Annotated in this window: 16 protein-coding genes; all 16 read left to right on the top strand. The window is 39.0% G+C overall.

Translation table 11 applies throughout. From position 1 onward, the window contains the following. The first annotated feature begins 68 nt into the window (after positions 1-68). Positions 69-1,796: an acetolactate synthase 3 large subunit gene (locus MST18_RS13050; RefSeq protein WP_180132667.1), complete on the top strand. Its 1,728-nt coding sequence runs from the start codon at positions 69-71 to the stop codon at positions 1,794-1,796. Further along, positions 1,793-2,284, top strand: a complete 492-nt coding sequence (gene ilvN / locus MST18_RS13045; protein WP_078189625.1) for an acetolactate synthase small subunit — start codon at positions 1,793-1,795, stop codon at positions 2,282-2,284. The genes MST18_RS13050 and ilvN overlap by 4 nt, the downstream gene beginning before the upstream one ends. A 109-nt stretch (positions 2,285-2,393) precedes the next feature. Continuing rightward, complete coding sequence (gene ilvC / locus MST18_RS13040) at positions 2,394-3,410, top strand: ketol-acid reductoisomerase (protein ID WP_078192867.1); 1,017 nt, start codon at positions 2,394-2,396, stop codon at positions 3,408-3,410. Positions 3,411-3,849: 439 nt separating this feature from the next. After that, positions 3,850-4,101: a hypothetical protein gene (locus MST18_RS13035; protein WP_078192672.1), complete on the top strand. Its 252-nt coding sequence runs from the start codon at positions 3,850-3,852 to the stop codon at positions 4,099-4,101. Beyond that, complete coding sequence (locus MST18_RS13030; protein ID WP_180132666.1) at positions 4,088-4,681, top strand: hypothetical protein; 594 nt, start codon at positions 4,088-4,090, stop codon at positions 4,679-4,681. Before MST18_RS13035 ends, MST18_RS13030 begins: the two co-directional genes overlap by 14 nt. Before the next feature lie 114 nt (positions 4,682-4,795). Beyond that, positions 4,796-5,620 (top strand): hypothetical protein, encoded by an 825-nt coding sequence (locus MST18_RS13025; protein ID WP_257227484.1) that lies wholly within the window; start codon positions 4,796-4,798, stop codon positions 5,618-5,620. 835 nt (positions 5,621-6,455) lie between these two features. Further along, positions 6,456-6,956 (top strand): hypothetical protein, encoded by a 501-nt coding sequence (locus tag MST18_RS13020; RefSeq protein ID WP_078192670.1) that lies wholly within the window; start codon positions 6,456-6,458, stop codon positions 6,954-6,956. 91 nt (positions 6,957-7,047) lie between these two features. Beyond that, positions 7,048-7,776 carry a molecular chaperone gene (locus MST18_RS13015; RefSeq protein ID WP_180132664.1) on the top strand — a complete coding sequence of 243 codons (729 nt, stop codon included), beginning with the start codon at positions 7,048-7,050 and terminating at the stop codon, positions 7,774-7,776. 5 nt (positions 7,777-7,781) lie between these two features. Then, positions 7,782-10,091, top strand: coding sequence for a fimbria/pilus outer membrane usher protein (locus MST18_RS13010; protein ID WP_180132663.1), 2,310 nt, complete (start codon positions 7,782-7,784; stop codon positions 10,089-10,091). A 13-nt stretch (positions 10,092-10,104) separates the two neighbouring features. Then, positions 10,105-10,515: a hypothetical protein gene (locus MST18_RS13005; RefSeq protein WP_180007213.1), complete on the top strand. Its 411-nt coding sequence runs from the start codon at positions 10,105-10,107 to the stop codon at positions 10,513-10,515. A 277-nt stretch (positions 10,516-10,792) separates the two neighbouring features. Continuing rightward, positions 10,793-10,996, top strand: a complete 204-nt coding sequence (locus MST18_RS13000) for an ATP-binding protein (protein ID WP_180132662.1) — start codon at positions 10,793-10,795, stop codon at positions 10,994-10,996. A 213-nt stretch (positions 10,997-11,209) separates the two neighbouring features. Beyond that, positions 11,210-12,487 (top strand): glycosyltransferase family 4 protein, encoded by a 1,278-nt coding sequence (locus MST18_RS12995; RefSeq protein WP_373686661.1) that lies wholly within the window; start codon positions 11,210-11,212, stop codon positions 12,485-12,487. Positions 12,488-12,680: 193 nt separating this feature from the next. Continuing rightward, positions 12,681-13,232: a phosphatase PAP2 family protein gene (locus tag MST18_RS12990; RefSeq protein WP_180132660.1), complete on the top strand. Its 552-nt coding sequence runs from the start codon at positions 12,681-12,683 to the stop codon at positions 13,230-13,232. A gap of 121 nt (positions 13,233-13,353) precedes the next feature. Beyond that, positions 13,354-13,554: a Fe-S cluster assembly protein IscX gene (gene iscX / locus MST18_RS12985; RefSeq protein WP_078189615.1), complete on the top strand. Its 201-nt coding sequence runs from the start codon at positions 13,354-13,356 to the stop codon at positions 13,552-13,554. Between the two features lie 109 nt (positions 13,555-13,663). Continuing rightward, the gene (gene ndk / locus MST18_RS12980; protein WP_004697669.1) at positions 13,664-14,095 is read left to right on the top strand and encodes a nucleoside-diphosphate kinase; all 432 of its coding nucleotides are present in this window, start codon (positions 13,664-13,666) and stop codon (positions 14,093-14,095) included. Between the two features lie 123 nt (positions 14,096-14,218). Next, complete coding sequence (gene rlmN / locus MST18_RS12975) at positions 14,219-15,454, top strand: 23S rRNA (adenine(2503)-C(2))-methyltransferase RlmN (protein WP_180034883.1); 1,236 nt, start codon at positions 14,219-14,221, stop codon at positions 15,452-15,454. Positions 15,455-15,465: the final 11 nt, after the last annotated feature.

The raw sequence follows: 15,465 nt of genomic DNA, 5'->3' as shown, positions 1-15,465 counted from the left end.
ACAGTTAATGAATTAACCACGACAAATGCCCTCCATTTGTGCGTGAAAAAAGATTAGGGTGAATCACGTTGGAACTTTTATCTGGTGGTGAAATGCTTGTTCGCGCTTTAGCGGACGAAGGCGTTGAACATGTTTTTGGATACCCAGGCGGCGCAGTACTCCATATTTATGATGCGCTATTTCAACAAGAAAAAATCAATCATTACCTAGTGCGCCACGAGCAAGCTGCTGGTCATATGGCTGATGCTTACTCACGTGTCACAGGTAAAACAGGTGTCGTATTGGTGACATCTGGTCCTGGTGCAACAAATACCGTAACTCCAATTGCAACTGCCTATATGGACTCAATCCCAATGGTGATTTTGTCAGGTCAGGTTGCAAGCCATCTTATCGGTGAGGATGCGTTCCAAGAAACGGATATGGTCGGTATTTCGCGCCCAATCGTAAAACACAGCTTCCAAGTACGTCATGCAAGCGAAATCCCTTCGATTATTAAGAAGGCATTTTATATCGCTTCAAGTGGCCGTCCGGGTCCTGTTGTTGTTGATATTCCAAAGGATGCGACGAATCCTGCAGAGAAATTTGCTTACGAATATCCTGAAAAAGTGAAAATGCGTTCGTATCAACCGCCGCATCGTGGTCACTCAGGTCAAATTCGTAAAGCAATTGATGAATTGATTCATGCTAAACGCCCAATTATTTATTCAGGCGGTGGTGTGGTTCAAGGCAACGCTTCTGCACAGTTGACAGAACTTGCACATTTATTGGGTTATCCAGTAACCAGTACCTTAATGGGTCTTGGTGCGTATCCAGGCAATGATGAACAGTTCATTGGTATGTTGGGTATGCATGGTACTTATGAAGCCAATATGACCATGCACAATGCAGATGTGATTCTGTGTGTAGGCGCGCGCTTCGATGACCGTGTAACCAATAATCCAGCGAAATTCTGTCCAAATGCAAAAGTCATTCATATTGATATTGACCCAGCAACGATTTCAAAAACAATTATGGCGTACATCCCAATTGTGGGTGCAGTAGAGCCTGTATTGACTGAAATGTTGGCGCAATTAAAACAATTGAATGTGTCTAAACCAAATCCTGAAGATATCGGGGCTTGGTGGAAACAAATCAATGAATGGCGCCAAGTTCATGGTTTGAACTATGACAAACCAACTGATGGTTCGATGAAGCCACAGCAAGTTGTTGAAGCGTTGGATAAAATTACCAATAGTCAAGCCATCATTACTTCAGACGTTGGTCAACACCAAATGTTTGGTGCGCTTTACTACAAATACACACGTCCACGTCAATGGATCAACTCAGGTGGTCTAGGAACCATGGGTGTAGGTTTGCCATATGCTATGGCAGCTAAACTTGCCTTCCCAGATCAACAAGTAGTGTGTATTACTGGCGAAGCATCGATTCAGATGTGTATCCAAGAACTATCTACATGTAAGCAATATGGCTTGAATGTAAAAATTCTATGCTTGAATAACCGTGCATTAGGTATGGTTAAGCAATGGCAAGACATGAACTACGAAGGTCGTCACTCAAGCTCGTATGTTGAGTCACTTCCAGACTTCCCTAAATTAATGGAGGCGTATGGTCATGTAGGTATTCAAATTGACCATGCGGATGAACTCGAGTCGAAGCTTGCTGAAGCGATGGCGATCAATGACAAGTGCGTGTTTATTAACGTGATGGTTGACCGTTCAGAGCATGTATATCCAATGTTGGTTGCTGGCCAGTCAATGAAAGATATGTGGTTAGGCAAAGGAGAGCGCACACAATGAGACATATTATCTCTGTACTTGTAGAAAACGAAGCAGGTGCGCTTTCACGTTTGGTAGGTTTATTCTCTCAGCGTGGTTATAACATTGAGACATTAAACGTAGCGCCAACAGAAGATCCGACGCTTTCGCGTTTGACTTTAACCACGTATGGCGATGAGCATAAAATTGAACAAATCACTAAGCAGCTCAACAAGCTTGTCGAAGTTGTAAAAGTTGTTGATTTGTCAGAAGGTGCTCATATTGAACGTGAATTGATGTTAATTAAAGTCAAAGCACTTGGTTCAGCGCGCGCAGAAATTAAACGTACTGCGGATATTTTCCGTGGACAAATCGTAGACGTAACACCAACGACATATACCATTCAAATCGCAGGTACAACTGAAAAGATAGATGGTTTTATTGATGCCTTAGCTGAAAATACAATTCTAGAAGTTGTACGTTCAGGTGTTTCAGGTATCGCACGTGGCGAAAAAGTTTTAACTATCTAATTTTATATATTCACCTCACTCCTATGGGTGAGGTACTTGAAACGTGAATAATCAAACAGAATCACGGTATCAAGTTAAAGGAAACAAAAGCATTTTAGCGGAGACAGCAATGCAAATTTTTTACGATAAAGACACAGACTTATCTATCATCCAAGGCAAAAAAGTAGCAATCATTGGTTATGGTTCACAAGGCCATGCTCATGCGCTTAACCTTAAGGATTCAGGCGTTGATGTAACTGTAGGTCTACGTGCTGGTTCTACTTCTTGGAAAAAAGCTGAAAATGCTGGTCTTAAAGTTTCAGAAGTTCCTGCTGCTGTAGCTCAAGCTGACTTAGTTATGATTTTGACTCCAGATGAGTTCCAATCACAACTTTACCGTGACGTAATTGAGCCAAACATCAAGCAAGGTGCAACGCTAGCATTTGCTCATGGTTTCTCTGTTCTTTATAACCAAGTTGTTCCACGTGCTGACCTTGACGTAATCATGGTTGCTCCAAAAGCGCCTGGTCATACTGTACGTTCAGAATTCCAACGTGGTTCAGGTGTACCTGATCTTATCGCTGTTCACCAAGATGCTTCTGGTAATGCACGTAACGTTGCGCTTTCTTACGCTTCAGGTGTTGGTGGTGGCCGTACTGGTATTATCGAAACTTCATTCCGTGAAGAAACTGAAACTGACCTTTTCGGTGAGCAAGCAGTTCTTTGTGGTGGTGCTGTTGAATTGGTTAAAATGGGCTTCGAAACTTTGGTTGAAGCTGGTTATGCACCAGAAATGGCTTACTTCGAATGTCTACACGAACTTAAATTGATCGTTGACTTAATGTTCGAAGGCGGTATCGCGGACATGAACTACTCAGTATCAAACAATGCTGAATATGGTGAATACGTAACTGGCGTTGAAGTGATTAACGAACAGTCTCGTGAAGCGATGCGTAATGCGCTTAAACGTATTCAATCTGGTGAATACGCGAAGATGTTCATCCAAGAAGGTGCGTTGAACTATCCTTCTATGACTGCTCGTCGTCGTCAAAACGCGGCGCATGGTATCGAAGTAACTGGTAACAAGTTACGTGCGATGATGCCTTGGATCCAAGCGAACAAAATCGTTGATAAAGAGAAAAACTAATTTCTTGAATCAATTGATTTGAATATGAAGACCCACTCATTTTGAGTGGGTTTTTTAATATCTAAAGTTACGTGCCTTAAAAATAGAAAAGAATACTTTTCTATTTTTGCGTACCTTGGATCCAAGCGAACAAAATCGTTGATAAAGAGAAAAACTAATTTCTTGAATCAATTGATTTGAATACGAAGACCCACTCATTTTGAGTGGGTTTTTTAATATTTAAAGTTACTTGCCTTAAAAATAGAAAAGTAGTGCTCTCATTCCTTACGCGTCACTCAAAACAGTGTGCTGCCTCGTTGTACTTCGTACAAAACAATGTTTTGTACTCGTTCATACTTTGGATCCAAGCGAACAAAATCGTAAGCAAAGAAAAGAATTTATTTAATTATCTTTTGAGTTTTATGATACAAGGAACCCAATATTAGCGTGGGTTAGAATAATGATTTTATATAAATATGTGAGTTTTGAAGCTGCTTTAACGATTTTGAAAACAAAATCTCTAGGTTTTTCACATTTAGAAGATTTTAACGACCCATTTGAATGCACTGGTTTTGGTTTTTATGATTTGGATGTACCGACATCCGTAGCAATAGGGGCATTCCGTAATCAGTTTTCTAGAAAGTATGTGATTTTAAGTTTGACTAGAACCGCTTTAAATCCACTCATCTGGCCACATTATGGGGATAGTTAAAAAAGGTGTCGTGATCGGAATAGACACATGCAAAGCAGGCCTTGAAGATGGTGATCAATTTATTATTCCTTCAACAAAAGGGGAGTTGAGATATTTAAAAACAGCGCCGAAGCAGGCCAATGTGGCAAGTGTTGAAAAATTAATGTCGGTAGGAAATTCAAATATTTTAAATTGGGATAATGAAGAAGTTTTAATAAAGCATGGTTTGCTTTATAAAATGCAGGAATGGGCATACAAAGAGGAAGTACGTATTGTAAAAAATATTAGCGATGCTCAATTCGGGTATCACTTTTCTACAAAAATACATGCATATATCAATGACCAACTTTGGCAAAGAGTCCAATTGCAAACGCGTCCAATTTATACGTTAAAATTGCCTGAAGAAGCCTTTGTTGAAGTATATGTTGGGAAAAATGCATATATTGATCTTAGAAGAAAGCAAGAGCTTGTGAAGCCAGTAATTGATCATAAGGTAGATCAGTTTGAATTGCTGAAAGATCTATGTATTCAATTTAATATTGGTTTGAAATGTATTTCATTAGATTTGGAAACTTGGGCTTTCAAAGCGACTCCAATTTAATCTGATGATTTGAGTTGTAGGTGGTTTCAAAACTCCTATATTTGTGTCATCTGTGTTGAATTTAGGTTGTGATAGAGTAGGCATTATTCATGCTGTATGGAGTGTGTAATTGCAATGAAAATATCAAAAATCTCTCTTTTACTCGCTCTTTGTCTACCAGTGGTGAGTTTTGCACAAGAGGCAGATATAACACTGCCTGAGTTAAAGCCTTTACCTGATGTTCGGATATCCATGCAGCGGATGCTTCGCTCGACTGAAGGACGCTATTTCTTAGATTTGTATGCTGGTATATGGAATCCGCACGGGACTTTGACTGATCTGCAAGAGCCCAAACAAATTAACTTTAAAGGGACTCAAAAAGCTGATTTTATAGATCTGAATTCAGTCAATGTTGGGACTGAACAAAGTGCGGCAACTGCTTATCGATTGGCAGGAACCTTGAATGCAAATACAGGCTCGTTTAAAGCTGAACTGATGGAAAAAACGGCATCACCATCTACAAGTTATCTACAGTTTGAACCTGCGTTTAAAGCAGTAGATAAACCTATCCTGTTGTTTAAGTTCTATGGAGTGCAATCCGCAGATCAGCCTTATGGCAAATCTCTAAAGCGCGTAGATGTAATAAATAAGTCAAATGGCGAGGTACTACAGTCATTACAAGGCTTTAATGCCTTTGGGAATAGTATGGGATTCTTAGATGTAAACTTTGATGGATACTATGATGTTGTACTCTCAGACACTTCTGATGGTCGAAAAATAGAAGATAAGCGATTTATTTATTGGCTGTACAATCCTAAAACGAAGAATTTTCAACGCTCACCGCAATTGGAGAAAATTGCTGGCTTCCCAAAATTAAAAGGAGAGCTGCAGCAGATCGACTTTGGATCAGGTCAAATCTTTCGAGTCGATCAAGGATTGCTTTATCCAGTCAGTGAGTAAGTTAAATTTTTTAAAAAGCCCCATAACTTGGGGCTTTTTTATTTATAGAATTTTCTAAAGAAGAATTCAGGCAGTTTTAAAAGAGGTAGTCCGTATTTTGAATAAAAAAGCAAAGTAAAATGAGTGTTGAAAGAGAGGCGGTGAATTTATATATATGTGATAAATCACGTAATAAATGAGATTCTAAAAAATAGGAAAAACAAAAAATGAAATTTAAAGAAAGAAAATATGATTTACAAAAGCTTAACATTGGAAACTAAGACGTGTTTCAAAACCTGTAATTTAATACAAAGGCTCAGTATTTGGTGACGTAATTCTTGTATTGCGTTTCAAAAGACATACCTGAAAGTAGTGATTATATATTTAATATTCTATTTAAAATTTAAATTTAATCGGTCGTTACTATTAATATAGTTGAATATTCATGTAATATTGTTTTGTTTGAAAATTATTTTGAACTATTTCACAAATATTTGATGAAATATGTAACAGCCTATATTATTTTTAATGTTACTAAATTTAATAAAAACAATTAGATATAATATACCAAAAAATAGGGATATGAAAAAAATCCCCAAAATTTGGGATAAAGAGAAAAATTAAATAAAAACATAAAAATTAAAAATATTTAATATATTACAAACACATAATTTAAATATTTGTAAAAAATAATATTACATGAATATTCGTGTGAAATTTCCATATTAGGTTCTTTTTTTCTCAACATGATTAAGAATGAATCAGCACCTAGGGAAAGTAAGATTAATTAGTTTTTCTTAATAAATATCCTTTGATGCACATACTAATAAATCTCATATGAGAATGGAGAAGTGAAATGTCTACATCTAAAATTTTAACCGCAGTACTATCTGCAACATTGTTCGTAGCACTTCCAGCAACATCTGCAATCGCTGGTGGTAAAAAAGAATCTAAACAATGTGGCGGTGCGCCGTGTGAAGGCGAAATCGACATCGAGTTACAGATTCTGAAAGCATGTGAGCTTTTGGTAGGTAAAGACATCAAACTCGTTGAAGACAGTTATACAGGTGCTAGTAGCTTTCAAGTTACAACAAACACTCCATATACACTGAATTTATCTACAATGAATGCAGGCACAAGTGCAGATACTTTTGTAAAACATGAAACGACTACTGATAAAGTAGCTACAAAAATCACGACTACAAAAGGTGGTGTGAATTATCCAATCGGCTCTACACCTGTAGCTGGTATGAGTGTTGATAACTTCACAGTATCTGTTGCTCCAAAAACTGCAATTTCAGCGACTCAACGTGCTGGTACATACAAAGATACTTTATATATCAAAGTAGCTTACTAATCCAAATTTAGGGAGTTGATTCTACACAGTTAGGGTCAACTTCTTTTTATTTTGAATTGATAATAATATTTAAATGTACTGGGGTGAGTATATGAAAAATTTATTTAAAGTCGTTTCATTTAGTTTAATGACTTGCTTATTGAGTGCTCAAATATTTGCAGGTATTTCAATTAGCCCTGTGCAATTATATTTAACCGATAAATCTAAACATCGCAGTGCGACATTTACTTTGGAATCGAAAGGGGATGATGAGACACCACGTATATTTGAAGCTCAAGCATTTAAATGGACTCAAAATGCTGCAGGCGAAGATATTCTTTCACCTGAATCCAATATTATTATCAATCCAAAAAACTTTATTTTAAAACCAAATTCAAAACAAATGGTTCGTGTAGGTTTTACTCAATCTGTAGAGAGTATGAATCTACAACAAGAAGAAGCATGGCGTATTCTTTATACTGAGCTACCACAAGTGACGAACTCTGAATCGAAAATTGCACTGTTATTAAGTATTAATGTGCCATTTTTTGTCGGTAAACAAGAACCCGCTTATTTGAAATTTATTGCCAAAAAATCGAATGGTCGCACCATTATTCAGGTTGAAAATTTAGCAAAATCACACATTCAAATCCAAAAACTTTATGTCATCGATAAAAGCAAGAAAACAGTCGCTGAATCTTCCGATATGAAATATTTATTGGCATTAGGTAAAAACCAATACGACATCGGGAATGTTTCTTTACAAGGTGCTAGTAATTATAAAGTCGTTGTGGAAACAGATAAAGGTGACACTCCTTTGGAGTTTAATTTAGTTGAGTAGTGGCTATGAACAGAATTACATTGCTTCTATATTGTATTTTATGTGCTAATTCTGCTCATGCAGAAGCCGTTGATATGCCTGATGATTTATTTCCTACCAGTATTTGGGTAAACGAAGTAGACCGCAAGAGCGAAGTATTATTACTGACTGAAAATAACAAGTTTTATATAGAGTGCGCAGATCTTGATAAGCTGCAAATCAAAGTAGAAATTCTGAAACGACATGCAACTAAAAATTCATTTTGTTTGGTAACGGATCAAGATATTCAGTCTGGATTTGATTCTCAATTGCAAGCCGTCAAAATTAATCTTCCATCAAAATATTTCTTTGGGCTAGAAACTGATACCTTAATCAGCCAGCCGATGCCTGCAAATTTTGGTGCATTTCTTAATTATGAAATGCATTTTGAAAATAATACTCAACATAATAATTTTGGTGTGCTACCTGAACTGGGCGTGTTTAAAGACAATTGGATTTTAAGAAATAATGCCTTTTATCGAAATAATAAAGGTGATGATTATCGTGAAGAAAAATTCGTCAGGTTAAATAGTAGTCTTGAGTTTGATTTTTCTAAAAGTGCGACCAAACTGATTATTGGTGATACGACCTCTGCATATAGTGCATTAATTCATGGTGTGCGATTTGGTGGTTTGAGTTTTGGTACAGACTATACATCACGCCCAGATTTTGTGTATTGGAATATTCCAAGTCTAAAAGGCAGTGCGGTTTTACCTTCGACTGTTGATTTATATATTGATGGCGTAAATATTTATCAGAAAAAGATTTCACCTGGAGATTATAACTTACAAACAGGTGCCAATATTGAAAGTGCGGGTACAGCGCAAATGGTTGTACAAGATGTATTGGGGAATACCACTGTTCGAAGCTTCCCGGTATTAATTAGTAGTAAATTGCTTAAAGAAGATTTAAATGATTACAACATATCATTAGGGAAACTACGCTTCAGTTATGACGAAGAAAATAGTGATTATCGCGATTTTTTTAGTTCAGCCTATTGGCGTAGAGGTGTCACCAGTCGTACCACGTTGGGTGCAAGTGCAACCTATAGTGACAAAGTAAAAAATGCAGGACTGCTATGGACGCAAGCGGTCAATCGATGGTTTGTTTTAGACAGTATTTTTTTAGGCAGTAAAACCGATGACGACGATGGCTATTCTGCAGGTTTGGCTATCAGTCGTAATTTCGGGAAACTCAATTTTGGTGTGAGTTCACGCTATGCTACAAATGATTATCGGGCATTGGGTTATGAATATAATCATATTTTCCCAAAATTTGAAAATATGGCGTATCTAAGTTTTGCTAATTTTCCATTCTTTCAAAATTTAAACCTGAACTATATCGAACAAACCCAGTATGAATCTAATGATCCTTTATTTGAATTAGAGGATCGCAAAATGCTTACAGTGGGTGTGAGTCGCGAAATTACACAGAATTTAATGTATACCGCCAATTATTTTAAAGAATTTGGTAATAGCGATGACTCAGGTGCCTTTATTACATTTTCTTATAATTTTGGTGGTGGTAAACGTATTCAGGCTGATGCTGGTACCAATAAATCCGGCGGTGTACGTTTCATCCAAAATGCATTTGGTGAATATGGTGCAAATTATGCGCTAGGTGTGGATTATCGTAATGATGAAACGGTATTAAATGCCTATGGTGGTTTGTCCACTGATGTAGGCGATTTAACCCTAAGTCATCTCTATAGTGAAAATGATTCAACAACCCAGGTTGGCTACCGTGGTGCTATGGTGTGGTTGGGTGGTCAATACGCATTGACCAGTTTTGTCGATAATGCTTTTGCTTTAGTGAATGTTGGTGGTCGTGAAGATATTGATGTCATGCGATCAATGTCTCCAGTCGCGAAAACCAATAAAAAAGGCTATGCCTTTGTACACGATATCGTTCCTTATATTAATTACGATATTTCATTCGATGAAAACCAATTGCCGATCGAAAGCAAAGTTCCGAATGCTGCACATCGTTTAGTTGCGTTAAGACAGCGTGGTTATAACATTAATTTTTCAGTATTTGATACACAACAAATATTGGTCAAAATATTGGATGAACAAGGTCATCAATTTGTGGCAGGAAGTGAAGTTGCAATTGATACCCCAGAAGCTGATGTTTATCCAGTGGGTTCAGATGGCACGGTAATGTTATATGGTTTGGTTGAAGGCTACTACAAGTTGACGGTGAGGACCAGTGGTGGTCGATCTTGCCAAACAGCGTTAACAGTGCCGAAAAAGGTAGAAAACCAAACTCCTGAATTAATTACATTGCAGTGTAAATAAAGGAGTATTTCCAATGAAAAGTATTTTACTCATCTCAGCAGCGTTATTTAGTTCAATGACATTTGCAGCGCCGAGTCGTTGTGAAATGGGACGAATCAGTGAAACCAATATGCGCTTGGCGAATTACTATAATAGTCAAGCGGCAAGTTCATTTAGTGTCGATTGTTCCGGTAAATACCGCATACGCTTTAATAGCCGTAATTTGCAGGATACTTCGGGCAGTAGTTTTGTGACGAATGGCCCGATTAAGCTCAAAACACGGATGACTGTTTCAGGTGCGATGGAAAATCTGTGGAATGTTTCTACAGAGCAAGGCGCTGGCAAAAATAACTATGTGATTGCTGTGCGTTTGGTGGAGCGAGTGAATGCAACGACACCTGCAGGAATCTACCGCGATACAGTCTTTGTAAATATGGTGTTTTGAGTTGCTTAGCGACAAAATTTATTTCAAGCCCAAGGTAGCTATATGCGGAGTGCTGATTTCGTTCATACCGCTAGATTGAAGCTTGATGATAGATATTTAGGTGAATCTTGGGCTTTAATCTAAGTAGCTTAATTTTCTGCTATGCGTATAAAGTCAGAAATGAAGGAAATTTGATTTCAGCATATGCTTCCCCGATAACAACTTTAGGCACCGTTTTAATCAGTTATTTGATGAGCTCGTTATACACGCTAAATGGTCAGTTCCTGCGAAATGGGAAGTGGATGTTACTCCATTGGAATGTCTAAGCTTACAGCGTGTAGCTGAAGAAGCATTAACCAATATTGTGAAGCATAGTCATGCGACCGTGGTGCAGATCCGAATTTATTATGAAAACTCGGCGTTGATAATGGAAGTTGAAGACAATGGCGTGGGGGGATGTGGATCTGGTCAATCAAGCCGGTTTGAGTGTGGGGCTTCGTAGTATGAGTGGGTGTTTAGAAAGGATGAACGCAGATATGCAAATCACTTCTCGTGCGGGTCAGACGATTTTAAAACTGATTAAAAATTACGGATAAATCATGATTTTGTAGATGAAATAAGATAATTTTTTTCAATAAACTGTCATCAAATAATCATCAAAATGCAAAAAACTGCTGCTTAAACTGTGGATAAACATTTATAAGAAGCGTGTAAGATCATGACAGAATCGGCTAACGATTTGGGGTGTATGCAGGATGAACCTGCACGCTTTCAATTCCAATTTAAGCATATGCAATCACGAATGGATGTGCAAACGGTCTCAACTTTAATCCGTCCAGGTCTAAAAATCGCCATTGTTACAGATACGTGGGCGCCAGAAATTAATGGTGTTGCACATTCTTTATTGCAGTTGTGTAAAGGCTTGCAGCAACAAGGCAACTCAATTTTTTTAATACGTCCTGAACAGTCCGAAAGTTGTCATGATTTCAGACCTGATCAAGAGTGTTTGGTTCGAGCGCAGTCGATTCCTAAATATTCAGGTTTACAATTTGGCTGGCCGCAATTGATCAAACTCAGTAAAGCTTTAAAAAAAGCCCAAGTCGACATTGTCCATATAGTCACTGAAGGGCCTTTGGGTTTTGCCATGCTTCAATTGGCGCGTTCTTTACACATCCCTGTGTCCAGTGGTTTTCACTCGGCCTTTCATGATTTTAGTCGCTTCTTTGATTTAGCGTTTTTAATGAAGCCTGTACAACATTATTTACGATGGTTTCATAACAATACTCAACTCACCTGTGTCCCGAGCCAAGATACTGCGGATGCCTTGCATCGATTAGGTTTTAGTTGTCCATTGGTGGTGGTGGGGCGAGGTGTGGACCATAGTCGATTTTCTCCCTCACATTATCGAGCAGAACTGAGACAACAGTGGCAAGCAGATGAACATACCCGCGTGATGCTCTATGTCGGTCGGCTATCTCCTGAAAAAGAGGTGGATGTTTTAATTTCAGCCTATCGTTCGATGTTGGCCATGGATGCACGAACGAAATTGGTCATTGTGGGGGATGGGCCAGATCTTGAACGATTAATGCAACTGGCAAAATCCCTAGATGTTATTTTTATGGGAAGTTTAAGTGGTCAGGCTTTATCGCAAGCCTATGCTAGTGCGGATGTTTTTGTTTTCGCAAGTCAGGTTGAGACTTTTGGTAATGTGGTTTTGGAGGCAATGGCCAGCGGATTGCCGGTGATTGCATATAATGCCGCATGTGCCCAATTGCACGTGAGAAATCAGCAAACGGGATGGTTATGTCATTTATCTCGAACCGATGAATTTATTCGTCTTATGCAACAATTGCCGCAACGCGCCAAATTAAAAACGATGGGCATCGAAGCGGCAAAAGACGCAGCTAAAATTGGTTGGCAATATCCTGTACAGCAATTTGAGCACGCGCTATATCGCGTGGTGGATCAAGCCATGATGAGCCAATGGAGCTAGCGCTATTGGTTGTATAGAAAAGTTGAGCATCTTCAAAAATTAATATTCATCGAACTGTCATCAAAGCATCATTGCACTGTCAAAAAGAGAACCTAAGCTGAGTCAAACACAGATCTCAACTTGTAAAAATAACAACACAAATCTAGCTCAACCCCAACACAGTCAGGCTTTGACTGTAGATAGGAGATTAGCGATGAATTTTAAAAATGCAAAAACAAGAATGCTGCATCTCGATTTAAAAGGCTGTATTTATCTCAATCATTTTTCACATCAACAAGTTGTTGCTGACATATTTAAAATGGTGAGTCGACTTGGTGATGGTATGTTTTGGTATGTCATGTTGGCGACGGTTTGGATCGTGCAGGGCATGTCTTACAGTGTACAAATCGTCTATGTATTACTGGGTGGTTCCGTCGGCACCTCGATCTATAAACTCCTCAAAAAGAAAACTGTGCGCCCAAGACCGTACCAAGTGCATCAAGTGATTCGCTTAGGTGAACGCCCTCTAGATCATTTTAGTTTTCCATCGGGGCATACTTTGCATGCGGTCATGGCGACAACAGTGTTGGGCTATATTCAACCCATGCTGTTGGTCCTAATGTTGCCCTTTAGCTTATTGGTGGCATTATCTCGCATGATCTTAGGTTTGCATTACCCAAGTGATGTTGCTGTCGGTGCTGCTATAGGCGCTGCAGTGGGTGCCGCAATGATTCTCTGTGCACCTCTTTTCGGTTTGGTTTTATAGTTTGATGTGGACATCACAATTGCAAAATCTGGTAATAAAAAAATTAAAAGGGTTTATCACGTCCAATTGCTGAAATTTGTTAAAGTAAGCCATCATTCTATAGACGATGTTAGGAAGACCCATGGGTTTACGCTGGACAGATACCATTGATATCGCAATTGAGCTGTATGAAGCTCACCCTGATGTTGATCCGCAATGGATTCGCTTTACTGACCTACATGCATGGGTATGTGCATTGCCAAATTTCACTGATGACCCAGAAAAGTCGACTGAAGGTCTGCTTGAGGGAATTCAGATGGCCTGGATTGATGAGGCAAGTTAATCCCTACATCGAAAAAAGCAATTTTTTTGTATAGCAAAAGCAGAAAATAGCGCATTATTCGGTATAATGCGGCAAATTTTTCACGTCAAATTGACTTAAGGAGCCTCTCATGGCTATTGAACGTACTTTATCTATCGTTAAACCAGACGCAGTTGCTAAAAACCACATCGGCGACATCTTTGCTCGTTTCGAAAAAGCTGGTCTTCAAATCGTTGCAACTAAAATGAAACACTTGACTCAAGCTGAAGCTGAAGGCTTCTACGCTGAGCACAAAGAACGTGGTTTCTTTGCTGACCTAGTTGCATTCATGACTTCTGGTCCAGTTGTAGTTTCAGTTCTTGAAGGCGAAAACGCAGTTCTTGCTCACCGTGAAATCCTTGGCGCAACTAACCCTAAAGAAGCTGCTCCTGGTACTATCCGTGCAGACTTCGCTGTAAGCATCGACGAAAACGCTGCTCACGGTTCTGACTCTGTAGCATCTGCTGATCGTGAAGTTAACTACTTCTTCGCTCAAACTGAGATCGCTCCACGTACTCGTTAATTCGAAGTATTCAAACCAGATAAGTGGTATACTGCTTGTCTGGTTTTTTTATTCTCTGAATAATTCTTCGCTCAAATACTGAGCATCTCCTTTGATCTTTAGACATGGTTTAGGTAATTACACATGAGTACTGAAGTAGTCGCTACATCAGCTGTTTCTGATGCACAGCAACAATCTCCATCCGCTCCGACGCAGCAAAACACTGTGGAGAAAGTGAATTTACTGGGCATGTCACGTCCACAAATGGAAAAATTCTTCGAAGATATGGGGGAGAAGAAATTTCGTGCTGGGCAGGTGATGAAATGGATTCATCAGTTCTTCGTGACTGATTTTGCTGAAATGACCAATATTTCTGGAAAATTGCGTGAAAAACTAGAAAAGATTTGTGAAATTAAAGCGCCTGAAGTGGTGCATAAAAATTACTCAAAAGACGGTACTCGTAAATGGGTGTTCCGTGTAGGTGAAGGTGCAGGTTCATTGGTTGAAACTGTGCTGATTCCTGCGGAAGATAAAACCGGCGCACGTAAGACCTTGTGTATTTCATCACAAGTGGGCTGTGCTCTGGACTGTTCATTCTGTTCAACTGGTAAACAAGGCTTCCAACGTGACTTGAGTCAAGCTGAAATTATTGGACAGCTTTGGATGGCGAACTTCTCTTATATGGAAGATGTGCCAGTTGCGGATCGTGAACGTTCAGTGACCAACGTGGTGATGATGGGCATGGGTGAGCCGCTGTTGAACTATGATGCCGTATTGAATTCAATGCGTATCATGTTGGATGACTTTGCGTATGGTATGTCGAAGCGTCGTGTGACTTTATCAACCTCAGGTGTGGTGCCTAAAATTGACCAATTGGCACAAGACATTGATGTAGCCTTGGCAATTTCACTCCATGCGCCAAATGATGAACTACGTAACGAACTTGTTCCGATCAATAAAAAATATCCATTGGAACAGTTGATTGCAGCGTGTCAGCGTTATATCGCCAAAGATGGTAATGAAAGTTCGCGTAAACACGTGACCATCGAATACGTAATGTTAGATGGTGTAAATGACCATCCTGAACATGCACAGCAAATGTTAAAGCTGTTGAAAAACTTACCAAGCAAAATTAATTTAATTCCGTTTAACCCGTTCCCGCATGCGCCATACGGTCGTTCAAGCCGTAACCGTATTATTTCTTTCCAAAAAACTTTGTCTGATGCCGGTTTTGTGTGTACGATTCGTCAGACACGTGGTGATGATATCGATGCTGCGTGTGGACAACTCGTGGGGCAAGTTGCTGACCGTACTCGTCGTGCGGAGCAATGGAAAAAGAAAGTTGCGCAGCAAAATGAGATACTGCGCTCACAAGGATAATAAAGAGGCAG

This window comes from Acinetobacter sp. YH12068_T (assembly GCF_024606005.1).
In the GTDB taxonomy this organism is placed as follows: Bacteria; Pseudomonadota; Gammaproteobacteria; order Pseudomonadales; family Moraxellaceae; genus Acinetobacter; species Acinetobacter amyesii.
The sequence above is the reverse complement of the archived record's forward strand: the minus strand, read 5'-3'. Positions and strand labels throughout refer to the sequence as shown.

What these genes read in the sequence shown, in the direction of transcription:
- MST18_RS13015 (WP_180132664.1), top strand. Translation starts at nt 7,048, where the DNA reads ATGAAAAATTTATTTAAAGTCGTTTCATTTAGTTTAATGACTTGCTTA.
- iscX (WP_078189615.1), top strand. Translation starts at nt 13,354, where the DNA reads ATGGGTTTACGCTGGACAGATACCATTGATATCGCAATTGAGCTGTAT.
- MST18_RS13020 (WP_078192670.1), top strand. Translation starts at nt 6,456, where the DNA reads ATGTCTACATCTAAAATTTTAACCGCAGTACTATCTGCAACATTGTTC.
- ndk (WP_004697669.1), top strand. Translation starts at nt 13,664, where the DNA reads ATGGCTATTGAACGTACTTTATCTATCGTTAAACCAGACGCAGTTGCT.
- MST18_RS13025 (WP_257227484.1), top strand. Translation starts at nt 4,796, where the DNA reads ATGAAAATATCAAAAATCTCTCTTTTACTCGCTCTTTGTCTACCAGTG.
- ilvN (WP_078189625.1), top strand. Translation starts at nt 1,793, where the DNA reads ATGAGACATATTATCTCTGTACTTGTAGAAAACGAAGCAGGTGCGCTT.
- rlmN (WP_180034883.1), top strand. Translation starts at nt 14,219, where the DNA reads ATGAGTACTGAAGTAGTCGCTACATCAGCTGTTTCTGATGCACAGCAA.
- MST18_RS12990 (WP_180132660.1), top strand. Translation starts at nt 12,681, where the DNA reads ATGAATTTTAAAAATGCAAAAACAAGAATGCTGCATCTCGATTTAAAA.
- MST18_RS13030 (WP_180132666.1), top strand. Translation starts at nt 4,088, where the DNA reads ATGGGGATAGTTAAAAAAGGTGTCGTGATCGGAATAGACACATGCAAA.
- MST18_RS13035 (WP_078192672.1), top strand. Translation starts at nt 3,850, where the DNA reads ATGATTTTATATAAATATGTGAGTTTTGAAGCTGCTTTAACGATTTTG.
- MST18_RS13005 (WP_180007213.1), top strand. Translation starts at nt 10,105, where the DNA reads ATGAAAAGTATTTTACTCATCTCAGCAGCGTTATTTAGTTCAATGACA.
- ilvC (WP_078192867.1), top strand. Translation starts at nt 2,394, where the DNA reads ATGCAAATTTTTTACGATAAAGACACAGACTTATCTATCATCCAAGGC.
- MST18_RS13010 (WP_180132663.1), top strand. Translation starts at nt 7,782, where the DNA reads ATGAACAGAATTACATTGCTTCTATATTGTATTTTATGTGCTAATTCT.